We start from the raw sequence: 18344 nt of genomic DNA on the forward strand, positions 1-18344 counted from the left end.
TCACAGCGACTGCATCAGTGCATGGGTCATGATCGTCTAAGCAGAAACCTTGCCAGCTCCGTAAAAACCACCGAAATCAATCCTTTACCCGCTTGTGCCCACCTACGGGGCGCCTGCGCGGCCGCAATGCGCATCAAAACAGTGCGAGGCCGCCCGCCCCAATGCGCGAAAACCGTGCGCAAAGGGGCCTGGAAATGACTATAGACGCTGCGTGATACACTGCCGGCCAACTGTTTTCCGGAATATGTCCAATGCTCGCGCCCAAAGACTTCCTCGACGCCCTGAGCGGCCACGCCTCTCGCCTGTTCAGCGGCGACACCCCACTGCCCCGCAATGAAATCGAAAGCCAGTTCAAGGCTTTGCTACAGAGTGGTTTCAGCAAGCTCGACCTGGTCAGCCGAGAAGAGTTTGACAGCCAGATGGTGGTGCTGGCCCGCACACGTGCGCGGCTGGAGAGCCTGGAGGCGAAGGTGGCTGAACTTGAAGCCCGGTTGACGCCACCTTCTGCTGAGTGAACGCAATTGTTGTGGGAGCTGGCTTGCCTGCTCCCACACTTGTTTTGCGTTGCCGCCCGGATACGTTCTGTAAAACCTCCCCCGCCCCGCTCCATCCCACCTCGTCTACCCTTGAAAAAACCGCAGGAAGCGGCCCTCCCATTCAAGGAACGAGCATGTCCCTCGCCATTGTCCACAGCCGCGCACAGGTCGGTGTGGAAGCCCCAGCCGTCACTGTCGAAGTGCATATGGCCAATGGCCTGCCGTCTCTCACCTTGGTGGGTTTGCCCGAAACCGCAGTGAAGGAAAGCAAGGACCGCGTGCGCAGTGCCATCCTCAACTCGGCGCTGCAATATCCGGCCCGGCGCATCACGCTCAACCTCGCGCCCGCCGACCTGCCCAAGGACGGCGGGCGTTTTGATCTGGCGATTGCCCTCGGCATCCTGGCGGCCAGTGTGCAAGTGCCGGCCTTGATGCTCGATGACGTGGAGTGCCTTGGGGAATTGGCGCTGTCCGGCGAGGTGCGCGCGGTGAAGGGGGTATTGCCGGCCGCGCTGGCGGCGCGCAAGGCCGGGCGCACCGTGATAGTGCCGCGCGCCAACGCCGAAGAGGCGTGCCTGGCATCGGGGTTGAAGGTGATTGCGGTGGACCACCTGCTGCAAGTGGTGGCGCACCTGAATGGGCACGTGCCGATTGAGCCCTACAGGTCCGACGGCTTGCTGTACGTGAACAAGCCTTACCCAGACCTGCGTGAAGTGCAGGGCCAACTCGCGGCCAAGCGAGCATTGCTGATCGCGGCGGCGGGCGCGCATAACCTGCTTTTCAGCGGGCCACCGGGCACCGGCAAGACGTTATTGGCCAGCCGGCTACCGGGCTTGCTGCCGCCGTTGAGCGAGCAGGAAGCACTGGAAGTGGCCGCGATCCAATCCGTGGTCAGCCTGGCACCGCTGAGCCATTGGCCAAACCGCCCGTTTCGCCAGCCGCACCACTCGGCATCCGGGCCGGCGCTGGTGGGGGGCGGCTCGAAGCCACAACCGGGGGAAATCACCCTGGCCCATCACGGGGTGTTATTCCTGGATGAGCTGCCAGAGTTCGATCGCAAGGTACTGGAGGTCCTGCGCGAACCATTGGAGTCGGGGCATATCGTGATCTCCCGAGCCCGAGACCGGGTGAGCTTCCCGGCTCGCTTTCAACTGGTCGCGGCGATGAATCCCTGCCCCTGCGGCTACATGGGCGAACCCAGCGGGCGTTGCCGGTGTACGCCGGAGCAGATCCAGCGTTATCGCAACAAGCTATCCGGCCCTTTGCTGGACCGGATTGATTTGCACCTGACCGTCGCGCGGGAGGCCACTGCGCTGAGCCCCACTCAACCGGCGGGCGATACAACGGCCGATGCCTCGGTGCGGGTAGCCGAAGCACGCGAGCGTCAACAGCAACGCCAGGGGTGTGCCAATGCTTTTCTGGACCTGCCGGGGCTGCGCCAGCACTGCAAGCTGCCAAAGGTCGACGAGGGTTGGCTAGAGACCGCCTGCGAGCGACTGACACTGTCACTGCGGGCGGCCCATCGGCTGCTGAAGGTGGCGCGCACCTTGGCGGACCTGGACCAGATGGACGCCATCACCCGTGATCATCTGAAGGAGGCCCTGCAATACCGCCCAGCATCTCTCAGCTGAGCCTCCCACAATTTGTTTGGCGGTGCTTCAGCGAAACCGATCCACCTCATGTCGCAAACCTGCCGCCAAGGTCTCCAGCTCCTTGGCGGTAACCGCCAGGTTGGACACCACTTCACGCTGCTCGCTGTTGGCCAGCGCAATGCTCTGCAGGTTGCTGCTGAGCAAGGTCGCGGTACTGCTCTGTTCCTGGGTGGCGGTGGTGATCGCCGCGAACTGCTGACCGGCCGAGCGGCTTTGCTCGTCGATACGCGCCAGGGCCGAGGCCACGTCGGCGTTGCGCGACAAGCCTTCCTGCATCAGCGCATTGCCGTGTTCCATGGTGCTGATGGCGTTGCCAGTTTCCTGCTGGATGCTCTGGATCATGCCGGAGATTTCATCGGTGGCCTGGCGGGTACGCGAAGCCAAATTGCGCACTTCGTCGGCGACCACGGCAAAACCACGGCCTTGCTCACCGGCGCGGGCGGCTTCGATGGCGGCGTTGAGCGCCAGCAGGTTGGTCTGTTCGGCGATGGCGGTAATCACGCCGACGATCCCGCCGATTTCCTGGGAACGCTGGCCCAGGGTGTTGATCACTGCAGCGGTGCTGTTCAGCGCAGTGGCGATATGTTCCAGGGACGATGACGCTTCTTGCATCGAGGTGCGGCCGATACGAGTTTGCTGGGCATTCTCTTGGGCCAGGCGCTCGGTGTTGCCCATGTTGTCGGCAATGTTCAGCGAGGTGGCACTGAACTCTTCCACCGCGCCGGCCATGCTGGTGATCTCACCGGACTGCTGCTCCATACCTTCATAGGCTCCACCGGACAAGCCCGACAACGCCTGTGCGCGGCTGTTGACCTGTTCGGCCGCGGTACGGATATGCGACACCATGGTCGACAGCGCTTCACCCATCTGGTTGAAACTGCGCGCCAACTGGCCGATTTCGTCATGGCTGGAAACGTTGAGGCGCGCACTCAAATCGCCCGCGCCCAGCGCCTGGGCCTGGCGCACCAGCTCGCTCAATGGCGCCAGCTTGCTGCGCAACAGCCACACCGTGGCGCCCACTGCCAGCAACATCGCCAACACACTGCCGATCACCAGGCGGATGCCGACTTCCCAGGTCACTGCGCGAATCTCAGCCTTGGGCATGCTCGCTACCACCGCCCAAGGGCCGCCTTCGAACGGCACCGATACGCTATAGAAATCTTCGTTCTTGTCGCTCCAGAAACGGCCTGCGCCCGGCTTTTTCGCCAGGTCGAGCATCACGGCAATCGCCTGATCCGGCGCTTGCACGCCAGCCGGCGGCACCAGCCAGTGCTTTTGCTCATCGAGCAGCGCGAGGGAGCCGGTCTGGCCAATGCGGAAGCGCTTGAGGTTTTCAAACTGGGCGTTCTGAGCATCGGTGTAATCGAAACCGATGAACAGCACGGCGATGACCTGGCCACTGCTGTCACGCACGGGGCTGTATTGGGTCATGTAGGAGCGGTCGAACAACACGGCACGGCCGATGTAGGTCTGGCCGCCCACAACGCGCTGGTAGGCCGCGCCCTGACGGTCGAGCACGGTGCCAATGGCGCGATTGCCATCCTGCTTGGTCAGGGAGGTGCTGACGCGGATAAAGTCGTCGCCGCTGCGCACGAATACCGTGGCCACGCCGCCGGACATCTGCTTGAACTCATCCACCTCTTCGAAGTTGTTATTCAATACCTCGTTGCCCAGGTAGAGGCTTGGCGTCTGCACGCCGGCCACGGCCACGGGCTGGTCCGCACGCACACTCAAGCCGGCACCGAAGCGCTTTTCAAACAGCCCGCTCAAACGCTGGGTGCTTTCGCGCAAGGTGCTGTGGAAGGTGTTGAGTTGGTCGGCGAGCAGACGCGCCTCGCTGGCCAGGTGTTCCTCGCGGGTGGCGAGGTTGGCGGAGTCGAGGGTACGCAAGGCAAAGACCGTACTGCCGCTGATGACGACAGCGAGAATCACGGCGAGTGCAAGGCCTAACTGGGAGGCAATCCGGGCGCGAGGTTGAGACATGACAGCTCCTGGCCGAGGCCAGGATCATCCTGATCTCATAGCGCTGCTCGGCAAATTATCTAGTGGGAAACGTTGATGCACGATGGTTCCAACCTCCTTCTTCGGCGGCATTTGGCAATACTTGAGCGAATCACAGGGGTATCCCGCAAACGATTGCACACCCGGTCCGGCCCTACTCAATCGAGGCGTTCAACCTGGGGCAATTCCATCGCCTTGACTTCGCCCTGAAGAAATTCCGCCAGCCGTCGCAAACGCTCCCCGCCCGGGCGAGTTTTCGGCCACACCAGGTAGTAGCTTTCCCCACTGGCGACCGCCGTGGGCCACGGCAGGCTCAAGCGTCCCTGCGCCACGTCTTCGGCCACCATCAGCAAGTCACCCATGGAGACGCCATAGCCACGGGCGGCAGCGATCATGCCCAGCTCGAGCGTGTCGAACACCTGCCCACCCTTGAGTGAAACGTGAGATGACAACCCCATGCGCTGCAGCCAGTAACGCCAGTCGCGGCGGTCCGGGGTCGGGTGCAGCAGTTCGGCGGTTGCCAGCCGCGTCACGTCCCAGGGACCGTCGTCCAACAGATTCGGCGCTCCCACCGGGATCAGCATTTCCGCAAACAGATAACTGGCCTCCCAGTCCGCCGGAAAGTGCCCGTTGCTGAGCAACACTGCACAGTCGAACGGCTCTTGGTTAAAGTCCACTTCATCGATGCTCATCCACGCACTGGTGAGCTGTACCTCATTGCCTGGCTGCAATGCGCGGAAGCGACTCAACCGCGCCAGCAGCCAGCGCATGGTCAAGGTGGACGGCGCCTTCATACGCAGGATGTCATCTTCGGCATTCAAGGTATGGCAAGCACGCTCCAGGGCAGCGAAGCCTTCCCGTACGCCAGGCAGCAACAACCGCGCCGCTTCCGTGAGCTGCAATGTGCGACCGCTGCGCTGGAACAATCGGCAGGCGAAATAATCTTCGAGCGTACGGATATGCCGGCTGATCGCACTTTGGGTAATCGACAACTCCTCAGCCGCGCGGGTAAAGGAGTGGTGCCGGGAGGCGGCTTCAAATGCCCGCAAGGCATAAAGAGGAGGAAGACGACGGGACATTCTGAAAGCTCCGACTGCGCAATCTGGAAACCCTACCAGAATCGCTCAAGCATGAGTTTTAATCATGCCAACGATCGCTTTTATCCTTTTGTGCAATGCGCTGAATGCGCCGAGAATCAACCCTTCCCCACCTTCCTGACTATTCGAGTGTGATGATCATGCAACATCCGGCACGTACCGAACTCTGGGCCATTCTGCGGCTGTCGGGGCCGTTGATTGCCTCACAGTTGGCGCACATGCTGATGGTGCTGACCGACACCCTGATGATGGCGCGCCTGAGCCCCGAGGCCTTGGCAGGCGGCGGCCTGGGCGCGGCGAGCTATTCGTTCGTGGCGATCTTCTGCATCGGCGTGATCGCAGCCGTGGGCACCCTGGTCGCCATTCGCCATGGCGCGGGCGATATCGACGGCGCCACCCGCCTGACCCAGGCCGGGCTGTGGCTGGCGTGGTTGATGGCGCTGGCGGCGGCGTTGCTGTTATGGAACTTGAAGCCGGTACTGCTGATGTTTGGCCAGACCGAAACCAACGTGCAAGCAGCCGGGCAATTTCTGACGATCCTGCCCTTTGCCCTGCCCGGCTACCTGAGCTTCATGGCTCTGCGCGGCTTTACCAGCGCCATCGGCAAGGCCACTCCGGTGATGGTGATCAGCCTGTGCGGCACCGTGGTCAACTACCTGCTCAACCATGCCTTGATCGAAGGCATGTTCGGCCTGCCGAAACTGGGCCTGATGGGCATCGGCCTGGTGACTGCCATCGTCGCCAACGGCATGGCGCTGGCATTGATGTGGTACATCCGCAGCAACCGGGCCTACGCCGCTTACCCGCTGGGCACCGGCCTGCTGCGCCTGAATACCCATTACCTGCGCGAGCTGTGGCGCCTGGGCCTGCCGATTGGCGGCACCTATGCGGTAGAGGTCGGGTTGTTTGCCTTTGCGGCGTTGTGCATGGGCACCATGGGCAGCACGCAGTTGGCGGCGCACCAGATCGCCCTGCAGATTGTCTCGGTGGCCTTCATGGTGCCGGCGGGGATGTCCTACGCGGTGACCATGCGCATCGGCCAGCATTACGGCGCCGGGCAGTTGCTGATGGCACGCCTGGCCGGGCGAGTCGGCATAGGATTCGGGGCCATGGTGATGTTGGGATTCGCAGCAGTGCTGTGGCTGTTTTCCGACCCACTGATCGGGCTGTTCCTCGACCATGACGACCCGGCGTTCCATGACGTCATCGTCCTGGCGGTGAGCCTGCTGGCCGTCGCCGCCTGGTTCGAATTATTCGACGGTGTGCAGACCATCGCCATGGGTTGTATCCGGGGTTTGAAGGACGCCAAGACCACCTTCCTGGTGGGGCTGGGTTGTTATTGGCTGATTGGCGCACCGTCGGCCTGGTTGATGGCGTTCACCCTGGGCTGGGGGCCCACCGGCGTCTGGTGGGGCCTGGCACTGGGCCTGGCGTGTGCGGCGGTGAGCCTGACCTGGGCGTTTGAGGCGAAGATGAAGCGGATGATTCGGCAGGAGCCAGATGCTCCTGTTGGTTTCCAAGCGGCACTGCCTGACTAGCGAGTGCACGCGGTCCATGTGGGAGCTGGCTTGCCTGCTCCCACATTTGAACCACTTTGAAGGCTTAGCCCAACAGCGCCTGCTGGCTTTGACCAAACAGCAGATATTCCACCAGCTCCGGCAACGGCAACGGCTTGCTGATCAGGTAACCCTGGACCTGATCGCACCCAAACAAGCGCAAAAGTTCAAGTTGCTCAGGGGTTTCCACGCCTTCGGCGACCACTTCCAGGTTGAGGTTGTGGGCCAGGTTGATCATGGCGTGCACCAGCTTGCGGTTTTCTTCGCGCTCTTCCATGCCGCCGACAAAGCTCTTGTCGATCTTCAACAAGGCAATCGGCAGGCTGTTGAGGTGCACAAACGACGAAAAACCGGTGCCGAAGTCATCCAGGGAAAACCGCACACCCAGCCGGCCAAGGGCGTCCATGGTCTGCTTGACCAGGTCGCTGCGGCGCATCACGGCGGTTTCGGTCAATTCGAACTCCAGCCATTGCGCTTCCACGCCGCGCTCGGCAATCAGGCGGCTGAGGGTAGACAGCAACTGACTGTCCTGGAACTGGCGAAACGACAGGTTGACCGCCATGTGCAGCGGCGGCAGGCCGCGTTCACGCAGGTCTTGCATGTCGCGCAGGGCTCGGGAGATGACCCAGTAGCCCAATGGCACGATCAAGCCACTCTGTTCGGCCAGCGGCACGAACTCGCTGGGCGGCAACAAGCCGCGCTCGCCGTGACGCCAGCGCACCAGGGCTTCGAGGCCAACGATATGACCGTCGTCCAGGTCCAGGCGCGGCTGGTAATGCAGCTCCAACTCATCGCGACGCAAAGCCCGGCGCAGTTCACTTTCCAGGTCGGCCAGGCTGCGGGCGTTGCGGTTGATGCGCTCATTGAAGATATGGAAGGTGCAGCCCTGGGTACTTTTGGCCTGCTGCATGGCGATATGGGCGTGCCACATCAACGGGTCGGCGCCAGCGCGGGCTCGAGCATGGGCCATACCCAGGCTGCAACCGATCAACAGGCTTTCACCATCCACCCAGTAGGGCTCGGCCATCACTTCGGTGATGCGCTCAGCCATCCACTCGGCGCGCTGAGGTGCCCGGCGGGTATCGATCAACAAGGCAAACTCATCGCTGCCCAGGCGCGCCAGTTGGTCCCCGGCTTCGAGCTGGCTCTTGAGCCGCGACACCACTTGCAGGATCAACCGGTCGCCCGCCTGATGGCCGAGGGCATCGTTGGCATGACGAAAATTGTCCAGGTCCAGATGGCCGAGGGCCAGGCCACGGCCGTCATTGTCGGCCAAGCGTGCAGCGAGCAAGGTCTGGAAGCCCTGACGGTTGGCAATACCGGTGAGCGGGTCCTGCTCGGCCAGGCGCTGCAAGGTATTCTCCAGCACGCCGCGCTCGCGCACATGGCGCAGGCAGCGGCGCAATGTGTCGGCGTCCAATGCCTCCAGCACCAACCAATCGCTGACACCCAGCGGCGACACCAGTGGCTCCTGCTCCAGCAGCAATACACACGGCAGGCTGCACCGGCCAGGGCCTGGCTGCAGGCTGGGCGTGGTCAATAACACAGCACCCTGGTCGTCATCGAACAGGCGGCTTACCGAGTCCCAGTTGGGCGCACTGATCAGCACAGCCCCTTCGCCCATCGGCGCCAGGCACTCGCGCAACAACGCTGCCCACTCAGGCTCATCGGCCAGCAGCAGCAAACGCAAGGGTTCGACAGGCGTAGACACGCTAACTCCCTAGACTCTGCAAAATTTCATTAGCGGTGCCATTATGACGTGCGGCCTGACAATGACAAAGGATGACAAATGATAGGTGTTATCAAATACGCAGACTGTAAATAATCGTCTCGGATATTCCTCCACATCCTGCGGCAAAGTAGCAAAACCGGCAAATTTAGATCGAGTGGTACGTCACACCGTCGTTCTATGGCAGCAGAATCTTTCCAGCCTGTTAAAATGCCCGCCCTTTTGAACAACGACCCCTAAAATTCCGTATGTCCCGACTCAATCCCCGGCAGCAAGAAGCCGTGAACTACGTCGGCGGCCCTCTATTGGTGCTCGCCGGTGCAGGCTCCGGCAAGACCAGCGTGATCACGCGCAAGATCGCGCACTTGATCCAGAACTGCGGCATCCGCGCCCAGTACATCGTCGCCATGACCTTCACCAACAAGGCGGCACGGGAAATGAAAGAGCGGGTCGGCACCCTGCTCAAAGGCGGCGAAGGCCGCGGCCTCACCGTGTGCACCTTCCACAACCTGGGCCTGAACATCATCCGCAAGGAGCATGTGCGACTGGGCTACAAGCCCGGCTTCTCGATCTTCGACGAGACCGACGTCAAGGCCCTGATGACCGACATCATGCAGAAGGAATACGCGGGCGACGACGGCGTAGACGAAATCAAGAACATGATCGGCTCGTGGAAAAACGACCTGATCCTGCCCGCCGAAGCCCTGGAGGCCGCACGCAACCCCAAGGAGCAGACCGCCGCCATCGTCTACACCCACTATCAGCGTACGCTCAAGGCGTTCAACGCGGTGGACTTCGACGACCTGATCCTGCTGCCGGTCAAGCTGTTCCAAGAGCACAAGGACATCCTGGAGAAGTGGCAAAACAAGGTGCGCTACCTGCTGGTGGACGAATATCAGGACACCAACGCCAGCCAATACCTGCTGGTGAAGTTGCTGATCGGTACGCGCAACCAGTTCACCGTAGTGGGCGACGACGACCAGTCGATCTACGCTTGGCGCGGCGCCCGCCCGGAAAACCTGATGCTGCTCAAGGAAGACTACCCCTCCTTGAAAGTGGTGATGCTGGAGCAGAACTACCGCTCCACCAGCCGCATCCTGCGCTGCGCCAACGTGCTGATCTCCAACAACCCCCACGAGTTTGAAAAACAACTGTGGAGCGAGATGGGCCATGGCGACGAGATCCGTGTGATCCGCTGCCGCAACGAAGACGCCGAAGCCGAGCGCGTGGCCGTGGAAATCCTCAGCCTGCACTTGCGCACCGACCGGCCCTACAGCGACTTTGCGATCCTGTATCGCGGCAACTACCAGGCCAAGCTGATCGAGCTGAAATTGCAGCATCACCAGGTGCCGTATCGCCTGTCGGGCGGCAACAGCTTTTTCGGACGCCAGGAAGTCAAAGACCTGATGGCCTACTTCCGGCTGATCGTGAACCCGGACGACGACAACGCCTTCCTGCGCGTGATCAACGTGCCACGCCGGGAAATCGGCTCCACCACCCTGGAAAAGCTCGGTAACTACGCCACCGAACGCAAGATTTCCATGTATGCCGCCACCGACGAAATAGGCCTGGGCGAACACCTGGATACGCGCTTCACCGATCGCCTGTCGCGCTTCAAGCGTTTCATGGACAAGGTGCGCGAGCAGTGCGCCGGCGAAGACCCGATCAGCGCCTTGCGCAGCATGGTCATGGACATCGACTATGAAAACTGGCTGCGCACCAACAGTTCCAGCGACAAGGCCGCGGATTACCGCATGGGCAACGTCTGGTTCCTGATTGAAGCGCTGAAGAACACCCTGGAAAAAGACGAAGACGGCGAGATGACCGTCGAGGACGCCATCGGCAAGCTGGTGTTGCGCGACATGCTCGAGCGCCAGCAAGAAGAGGAAGACGGTGCCGAAGGCGTGCAGATGATGACCTTGCATGCCTCCAAGGGCCTGGAATTTCCCTACGTGTTCATCATGGGCATGGAAGAGGAAATCCTCCCGCACCGCTCCAGCATCGAAGCCGACACCATCGAGGAAGAACGCCGCCTGGCCTACGTGGGCATTACCCGAGCACGTCAGACCCTGGCCTTCACCTTTGCCGCCAAGCGCAAGCAATACGGTGAAATCATCGATTGTGCCCCCAGCCGGTTCCTGGATGAACTGCCGCCGGACGATCTGGCCTGGGAAGGCAATGACGACACGCCCACCGAGGTGAAGGCCGTTCGCGGCAACACCGCCTTGGCGGACATACGCGCGATGTTAAAGCGCTAGAATCGACTACTTTTTAATCTACTTTCGGCGCACAACGCGCCATTAGAGGAAGCTTTCCGTGGAAGCACTGCACAAGAAAATTCGCGAAGAAGGCATCGTGCTTTCCGATCAGGTCCTCAAGGTTGACGCCTTTCTGAACCACCAGATCGACCCGGCACTGATGAAACTGATCGGCGACGAGTTCGCCGCACTGTTCAAGGATTCGGGCATCACCAAGATCGTCACCATCGAAGCGTCGGGCATTGCCCCGGCGATCATGACCGGGCTGAACCTGGGTGTGCCGGTGATCTTCGCCCGCAAGCAGCAGTCGTTGACCCTCACGGAAAACCTGCTGTCGGCCACGGTGTATTCCTTCACCAAGAAAACCGAAAGCACCGTGGCGATCTCCCCGCGCCACCTGACCAGCAGCGACCGCGTGCTGGTGATCGATGACTTTTTGGCCAACGGCAAGGCGTCCCAGGCGCTGATCTCGATCATCAAGCAGGCCGGCGCGACCGTCGCCGGTTTGGGCATCGTGATCGAGAAGTCGTTCCAGGGTGGGCGTGCAGAACTGGATGCACAGGGTTATCGGGTTGAGTCGCTGGCGCGGGTGAAGTCGCTGGCCGGTGGTGTCGTGACCTTTATCGAGTAATCACTGTGTGGGAGCTGGCTTGCCTGCGATAGCGGTGTGTCAGTCGACAGAGATGTCGACTGACAGGCCCTCATCGCAGGCAAGCCAGCTCCCACATTAGCTTTTGCGTTGCGCTGTCAGTGGGCGGTGGCCTGCAGTCCGGCCAGCAGCAAGCGTTGATACAGGTCTTCCTTGATGCCCTCCGGCTTATCCAAGCGCATCCGCTGCAAATGCTCGGGAAACGCCTCCGGCTCCGGCGCGTCGAGTGCCGCCTTGCCCAACTCCAGAATTTCCGTGAGCTTGAATTTGCTCTTGAGCCAGTTCAGCGCTCGTAACAAATCCCGCTCTTCATTCGTGAAGTCGCTGCCCAGGGGGTATTCCGGGAACAGGCGACGATGCCTGGCCTGAATCGCCTGAAGCCGCTCTGGCGTGTTGTCGGCAAAACGCGGATCCAACTGGAAATCCTTGGGCAGTTTGCCGGCCTTTTGCGCCTGCTCAATCAAGTCGTGCTGGAACCTTGAGTCAGTGATGTTCAGCAACGCTTCGATCACCTTGGCATCCGTCTGACCGCGCAAGTCGGCAATACCATATTCGGTAATGACGATATCCCGCAGGTGCCGGGGAATGGTGCAGTGGCCGTACTCCCAGACAATATTGGAACTGACCTCACCCGCCGACTCACGCCAGCTGCGCAAAATCAGGATTGAGCGTGCACCTTCCAGCGCATGCCCCTGGGCCACGAAATTGTATTGCCCGCCCACACCACTGAGCACGCGACCGTCTTCCAACTGATCAGCCACGCCAGCACCGAGCAAGGTGACCATGATGGCGCTGTTGATAAACCGAGCATCCAGGCGCTGCAGGCGCTTGAGTTCTTCCTGCCCGTACAGCTCGTTGATGTAGCTGATGCGGGTCATGTTGAATGCCTGGCGCTTGGCATGGGTCATTTCCTGCAGGCGCTGGTAAAAACTGCGCGGTCCCAGGAAGAAACCGCCATGAATCGACACGCCATCAGGTTGCGCCGCGTCGTCCAGGGTGCCCGCGTTGGCCTGCATCTGGGTCGCCACATCCGGGTAGACCTTGCGCCGCACGATCCCGGCATCGGCCAATACCAGCAGGCCGTTGACGAACATCTCGCTGCAACCGTAAAGGCCACGGGCAAACGGCTCAACGCCGCCTTCGCGGCTGATCAACGGTGCCCACTGGTACACATCCAAGTCGGTGAGCAACAGGCGATAGGCTTCGTTGTCGGCCTGGCGCGCCAGCAGGGCAGCCGTCAGGGCATCGCCCATGGAGCCGATGCCAATCTGCAACGTACCGCCATCACGCACCAGGGTGCTGGCATGCAGGCCGATAAAATGATCCTGAAAGCCCACCGGCATATTCGGGGTGGAGAACAACGTGGTGCTGTCTTTTTCATCCAGCAGGTAGTCGAACTCATCCATGCCCAACTCGGCATCGCCAGGCATGTAGGGCAAATCGCTATGGACCTGGCCGACGACCAGGATGGTCTCCCCGGCCGCGCGGCGCTTGGCGATCATGGGCAGCAGGTCGAGAGTGATATCCGGGTTGCAGCTCAGGCTCAGGCGGTCGGGATGCTCGCTGCTACTGGCAACCAATTGCGCCACCAGGTTCAGGCCGGCGGCATTGATGTCGCGGGCCGCATGGCTGTAGTTGCTGCTGACGTAATCCTGCTGCGCCGCGGCGCTGTGGAGCAGGCTACCGGGCTGCATGAAGAATTGCTGCACACGGATATTCTTCGGCAGGCTGCCCCTGTGCAGGTCCGCGAGGAAATCCAGTTCGGGGTAGTCGCCAAACACCCGTTCGATGAAGGGTTCGAGAAAGCGCTTTTGAAGACCATCACCCTGCGTAGGCCGACCCAGGCTCAGCGCGGTATAAAGCGTCAGCGCCCGTTCGGGCAACTTTGCGATACGCCGGTACAGCGCGTTGACGAACAGGTTGGGCTTGCCCAGCCCCAGCGGCATGCCCATGTGGATATGCGCCGGCAGGCGCTCCAGTACGTCGTCAACTGCTTGCTCGATTGAACACAACTGCACCATCCGACTGCTCCCGAACATTCCATGAATTAGGGGTTGGACCGAGCTTGCCGGGTCTTTGCTGCAATGAACAGCCTGAATACCAAATCGCGGGCACAAAAAAGCCGCTCGTAAGCGGCATTTTTGACGAAGATCGACCGATTACAGCCCGGACATCTTCTTGATCGCACCCTTGAGGTCGTCGTCCGAGCAATCAGCGCAGGTGCCTTTGGGCGGCATGGCGTTGATACCGGTGATGGCCTTTGCCAGGATGCCATCGAGGCCACCTTGATGGTCGGCGCGCTCTTTCCATGCGGCGGTGTCGCCAATTTTTGGCGCACCCAAAAGGCCGCTGCCGTGGCACGCGTTACAGTGCTTGGCGATGATATCATCGGGGGTTTTCGCGCCGCCGCCGCCGGCTGCCACGGCAACTTCCATGCCCTTGCATTCCTGGCCCTGGACGCAAACCTGGCCCACAGGCTCCAGGCGCTTGGCAATGTCATCATTGGTCGCAGCTTGAGCGCTGACAGCCCATAGGGCCAGTACGGTTGCTGGTGCAGCCAGCATTTTCATAATTAGGTTCACGCGTTCACCCTCAATGGTGGCTATTCACGCCTGCGGCCACGGTTTCGCAGGCGGCGAAAGTATAACGGTTAGCCCGCCTGGCCGAAACAACCCTATTAAATAAAGGGAGATTCGGCCTCACGGTGTACAGCTGCGGGAACCTCTGCAACGCTGGCAGGGCGCCTCTATTCTTAAAAGTTCGCGGGTGTGGCTGCGCTGATTAGTCGCGCCGGCACGTCGAACGGATTGCGAAAACGATGAGGCCTGGTGCTTTCAAAGTAGTAGCTATCGCCCGCTTCGAGCACAAAAGTTTCAAGGCCGACCACCAATTCCAGGCGCCCTTCCACCAGAATTCCGGTTTCTTCGCCTTCATGAGTGAGCATTTCTTCGCCCGTGTCGGCACCCGGAGGGTAGATTTCATTGAGAAATGCGATGGCCCGGCTTGGGCGCGCCCGGCCCACCAGTTTCATGGTGACGGCACCGTCAGAGATGTCGATCAGCTCATTGGCTTTATAGACGATCTGCGTCGGTATTTCCTGGAGGACTTCTTCGGAAAAGAACTCGACCATGGACATGGGGATACCGCCCAGCACCTTGCGCAGGGAGCTGATCGAGGGGCTGACGCTGTTTTTCTCGATCATCGAAATGGTGCTGTTGGTGACGCCCGCACGCTTGGCGAGCTCACGCTGGGAAAGACCTTTGAGTTTACGGATGGATTGCAGTCGTTCGCCGACGTCCAATGCAGGAGCCTCCTAGGATTCAGGCTTTGTTGTAATTGAGCGTTATCATGGCGACAGCGTTCAGTATTTACAACACTTGGGCCTAAATCCCGGCGTGCTCGGTTCGTTGCCGGCGGCTAAGCGCCGCTATAGAGCCTTGGCACTCGGCGCAGATTGCAGAAAATCTGATAAGGGATGGTCTCGGCGGCCACGGCCACATCGCTGGCGAGGATGTGTTTGCCCCACAACTCTACGGTGGAACCAAGGCCCGCCTGGGGCAAGTCGGTGAGGTCGACACACAGCATGTCCATGGACACGCGCCCCAGCAGCCGGCTGCGCTGGCCAGCGACCAGCACCGGTGTGCCGGTAGGCGCATGGCGCGGGTAACCGTCGGCATAGCCCATGGCAACCACGCCGATGCGCATCGGCTTGGACGTGACGAACCTGGCGCCATAGCCCACCGGCTCACCGGCCGGCAATTCGCGTACGCAGATCACTTTGGACTCCAGGGTCATCACCGGCTGCAAGCGCGCCGCAATGGCCTGGTCTTCGCCAAAGGGCGTTGCGCCGTAAAGCATGATACCGGGGCGCACCCAGTCGCTGGACACGCTCGGCCAGCCCAATACAGACGGTGAGTTGCGCAGGCTGACCTCAGCCGCCAGCCCCTGACGCGCCGCCTCAAACACCGTTACTTGTTCGTTGCTGCTGACGCAATCGAGCTCATCGGCGCGGGCAAAATGACTCATCAGCACGATTTTCGCCACTTTGCCACTCGCCAGCAGGCGCTGATACGCTTCCTGGTAATCCTTGGGGTGCAGGCCCACACGGTGCATGCCCGAGTCCAGCTTCAGCCACACTGTCAGCGGCTTGCTCAAACGAGCTTGCTCGATGGCGTCCAACTGCCACAGCGAATGCACCACGCACCACAAATCCTGCTCGATGATCAGCGGCAACTCGTCGGCTTCGAAAAAACCTTCCAGCAGCAACACCGGCGCACGAATGCCGGCGGCGCGCAGTTCCAGCGCTTCCTCGATGCACGCCACCGCGAACCCGTCGGCTTGCGCCTCCAGTGCCTGGGCCACGGGCACCGCGCCATGGCCGTAGGCATCGGCCTTGATCACGGCGAGGGCCTTCGCCCCGGTGACTTCTCGGGCCAATTGGTAGTTATGGCGCAGGGCTTGGAGATCGATCAGGGCACGGGCTGGACGCATGTCGGCAGGCTTCTAGGCAGCAAAGTCAATAAAAAAACCGGTGCAGACCAACGACGTCGGCACCGGGAGAGGGATCTTTGTTAAGGCAGCGCAGCCACGACAGACAGCTCTACCAGTATCTCGGGTTCGCACAGCTTGGCTTGCACAGTGGCGCGGGCCGGGGCGACGCCTTTGGGCAGCCACTTGTCCCACACCGCGTTCATGCCGGCGAAGTCGGCGTCGATGTCTTTCAGGTAGATCGTCACCGACAGCAACCTGGACTTGTCGGTACCGGCCAAGTCCAGCAAGCGCTCGATATTGACCAGGGTTTCACGGGTTTGCTGTTCAATCCCGGCGCTCATGTCGTCGCCTACCTGCCCTGCCAGGTACACGGTACCGCTGTGGACAACGATCTGGCTCATGCGCTCATTGGTGAGCTGGCGCTGGATTGACATGTTGTGCGGACTCCTGGTGGTTGCCATAACGGGAAATATCGAGGCCTGCGGCGCTGATCTGCGGCGTTTTCTTCGCCATCAGGTCGGCCAGCAAGCGACCCGAACCACAGGCCATGGTCCAACCGAGGGTACCGTGGCCTGTATTCAGGAACAGGTTCTTGAACGGCGTGGCACCCACAATCGGCGTGCCGTCTGGGGTGGTCGGGCGCAGGCCGGTCCAGAAACTGGCTTGGGCCAGATCGCCGCCCTGAGGATAAAGGTCGTTGACGATCATCTCCAGGGTTTCACGTCGCCGCGGGTTCAGCGACAGGTCAAAACCGGCTATTTCAGCCATGCCACCGACGCGAATACGGTTGTCGAAACGGGTGATCGCGACTTTGTAGGTTTCATCGAGAATGGTCGAGGTCGGCGCCATTGCCGGGTTAGTGATCGGCACGGTCAGCGAGTAGCCCTTGAGCGGGTACACCGGCGCCTTGATGCCCAATGGCTTGAGTAACTTGGGCGAGTAACTGCCGAGGGCCAGTACATAGCGGTCGGCGGTTTCCAGCTTGCCGTCGATCAGCACACCATTGATGCGGTCGCCTGCGTAGTCCAGGCGCTGGATGTCTTGTTCGAAGCGGAATTCCACGCCCAATTGTTTGCACATGTCGACCAGGCGCGTGGTGAATATCTGGCAATCGCCCGTCTGGTCGTTGGGCAGGCGCAAGGCACCAGCGAGGATATCGGTGACGCTGCCCAGAGCCGGTTCAACCCGGGCAATGCCGGCGCGGTCGAGCAATTCGAATGGCACGCCGGACTCTTTCAGCACGGCGATGTCCTTGGCGGCACCATCGAGTTGGGCCTGGGTGCGGAACAGTTGGGTAGTCCCGAGGCTGCGCCCTTCGTAGGCAATGCCGGTCTCGGCGCGCAATTCGTCGAGGCAGTCGCGGCTGTACTCGGACAGGCGCACCATGCGTTCCTTGTTCACCGCGTAGCGGCTGGCCGTGCAGTTGCGCAGCATCTGCGCCATCCACAGGTATTGGTCGATATCAGCAGTGGCCTTGATTGCCAACGGCGCGTGGCGTTGCAACAGCCACTTGATCGCCTTGAGTGGCACACCCGGCGCGGCCCAGGGCGAAGCATACCCAGGGGAGACCTGGCCGGCGTTGGCGAAACTGGTTTCCATGGCAGCGGCAGGCTGACGATCAACCACCACGACATCAAAGCCGGCCCGCGCCAAATAATAGGCACTGGTCACCCCAATGACGCCGCTACCCAAGACCAGAACGCGCATTTTTATATCCTCATCGCGGGCTTGGCCGCTGACGTGTGTTATTCGAGCAATGATGAGCGCAGTGTAAAAAACAATCGACAGTGCATTTCACTATATAAATGCCTATATTTGGCGACAATTCTTGGCAAAAACCCTTTTGACAGAGGCGTATCCCCTATGCGTACCAACACCCAGACCAAACGGGAGCTGGACAAGATCGACCGCAATATCCTGCGCATCCTGCAAACCGACGGGCGCATCTCGTTCACGGAGCTGGGGGAAAAGGTCGGGCTGTCCACCACGCCCTGCACCGAGCGCGTGCGGCGCCTGGAGCGCGAAGGGATCATCATGGGCTACAACGCACGGCTCAATCCCCAGCATTTGAAGGGCAGTTTGCTGGTATTTGTCGAGATCAGCCTGGATTACAAGTCGGGTGACACCTTTGAAGAATTTCGCCGAGCCGTGCTGAAACTGCCTCACGTGCTGGAGTGCCATCTAGTGTCGGGTGATTTCGACTACCTGGTGAAAGCGCGAATCTCGGAGATGGCTTCGTACCGCAAATTGCTGGGCGATATCCTGCTCAAACTCCCCCATGTGCGCGAATCCAAGAGCTATATCGTGATGGAAGAGGTGAAAGAAAGCCTGAACCTGCCGATCCCTGACTGACCCACTGACACAACACGGTCAAA

Annotated in this window: 15 protein-coding genes; 6 read left to right on the plus strand and 9 right to left on the minus strand. The window is 60.9% G+C overall.

Annotation, left to right across the window (positions count from 1 at the left end; genetic code table 11):
* The first annotated feature begins 251 nt into the window (after positions 1–251).
* Positions 252–515: an accessory factor UbiK family protein gene (locus tag MHH62_RS23730; protein ID WP_003195432.1), complete on the plus strand. Its 264-nt coding sequence runs from the start codon at positions 252–254 to the stop codon at positions 513–515.
* Between the two features lie 155 nt (positions 516–670).
* On the plus strand, positions 671–2167 hold the full coding sequence (locus MHH62_RS23735; RefSeq protein ID WP_019819814.1) for a YifB family Mg chelatase-like AAA ATPase: 1497 nt from the start codon (positions 671–673) through the stop codon (positions 2165–2167).
* A gap of 27 nt (positions 2168–2194) precedes the next feature.
* Here the strand turns inward: MHH62_RS23735 and MHH62_RS23740 are convergent, their stop codons facing one another.
* On the minus strand, positions 2195–4171 hold the full coding sequence (locus MHH62_RS23740) for a methyl-accepting chemotaxis protein (protein WP_014720464.1): 1977 nt from the start codon (positions 4169–4171) through the stop codon (positions 2195–2197).
* Between the two features lie 176 nt (positions 4172–4347).
* Positions 4348–5268, minus strand: a complete 921-nt coding sequence (locus MHH62_RS23745) for a LysR substrate-binding domain-containing protein (protein WP_014720465.1) — start codon at positions 5266–5268, stop codon at positions 4348–4350.
* A gap of 152 nt (positions 5269–5420) precedes the next feature.
* Here MHH62_RS23745 and MHH62_RS23750 point away from each other — a divergent pair, with 152 nt between their 5' ends.
* Entirely contained in the window at positions 5421–6824 is a 1404-nt protein-coding gene (locus MHH62_RS23750) for a NorM family multidrug efflux MATE transporter (RefSeq protein WP_019819813.1), read from the plus strand.
* Between the two features lie 64 nt (positions 6825–6888).
* Here MHH62_RS23750 and MHH62_RS23755 read toward each other — a convergent pair whose 3' ends face one another.
* Complete coding sequence (locus MHH62_RS23755; protein WP_020302860.1) at positions 6889–8553, minus strand: bifunctional diguanylate cyclase/phosphodiesterase; 1665 nt, start codon at positions 8551–8553, stop codon at positions 6889–6891.
* Between the two features lie 266 nt (positions 8554–8819).
* On the opposite strand from MHH62_RS23755, the gene rep reads away from it, so the two are divergent.
* Complete coding sequence (gene rep, locus MHH62_RS23760; protein WP_005792464.1) at positions 8820–10829, plus strand: DNA helicase Rep; 2010 nt, start codon at positions 8820–8822, stop codon at positions 10827–10829.
* A gap of 58 nt (positions 10830–10887) precedes the next feature.
* Positions 10888–11460 carry a xanthine phosphoribosyltransferase gene (locus MHH62_RS23765; protein WP_003195447.1) on the plus strand — a complete coding sequence of 191 codons (573 nt, stop codon included), beginning with the start codon at positions 10888–10890 and terminating at the stop codon, positions 11458–11460.
* Between the two features lie 116 nt (positions 11461–11576).
* Here MHH62_RS23765 and MHH62_RS23770 read toward each other — a convergent pair whose 3' ends face one another.
* The 6 genes from MHH62_RS23770 to dadA all read right to left on the minus strand — a co-directional run bounded on the left by MHH62_RS23770 (position 11577) and on the right by dadA (position 17676).
* Positions 11577–13499, minus strand: coding sequence for an acetyl-CoA hydrolase/transferase C-terminal domain-containing protein (locus MHH62_RS23770; protein WP_014720468.1), 1923 nt, complete (start codon positions 13497–13499; stop codon positions 11577–11579).
* 138 nt (positions 13500–13637) lie between these two features.
* Positions 13638–14048, minus strand: coding sequence for a c-type cytochrome (locus MHH62_RS23775; protein WP_019819811.1), 411 nt, complete (start codon positions 14046–14048; stop codon positions 13638–13640).
* A gap of 182 nt (positions 14049–14230) precedes the next feature.
* On the minus strand, positions 14231–14779 hold the full coding sequence (locus MHH62_RS23780; protein ID WP_014720470.1) for a cupin domain-containing protein: 549 nt from the start codon (positions 14777–14779) through the stop codon (positions 14231–14233).
* A 116-nt stretch (positions 14780–14895) separates the two neighbouring features.
* Complete coding sequence (gene alr / locus MHH62_RS23785; RefSeq protein ID WP_339232027.1) at positions 14896–15969, minus strand: alanine racemase; 1074 nt, start codon at positions 15967–15969, stop codon at positions 14896–14898.
* An 80-nt stretch (positions 15970–16049) separates the two neighbouring features.
* Positions 16050–16403: a RidA family protein gene (locus MHH62_RS23790; RefSeq protein WP_014720472.1), complete on the minus strand. Its 354-nt coding sequence runs from the start codon at positions 16401–16403 to the stop codon at positions 16050–16052.
* Positions 16375–17676, minus strand: coding sequence for a D-amino acid dehydrogenase (gene dadA, locus MHH62_RS23795; protein ID WP_014720473.1), 1302 nt, complete (start codon positions 17674–17676; stop codon positions 16375–16377). The genes MHH62_RS23790 and dadA overlap by 29 nt, the downstream gene beginning before the upstream one ends.
* Positions 17677–17832: 156 nt before the next feature.
* Between dadA and MHH62_RS23800 the strand changes: the two genes are divergently transcribed.
* The gene (locus MHH62_RS23800; protein WP_003176896.1) at positions 17833–18321 is read left to right on the plus strand and encodes an Lrp/AsnC ligand binding domain-containing protein; all 489 of its coding nucleotides are present in this window, start codon (positions 17833–17835) and stop codon (positions 18319–18321) included.
* The last annotated feature ends 23 nt before the right edge of the window (positions 18322–18344 follow it).

Source organism: Pseudomonas sp. FSL L8-0168 (genome assembly GCF_037976155.1).
In the GTDB taxonomy this organism is placed as follows: domain Bacteria; phylum Pseudomonadota; class Gammaproteobacteria; order Pseudomonadales; family Pseudomonadaceae; genus Aquipseudomonas; species Aquipseudomonas paracarnis.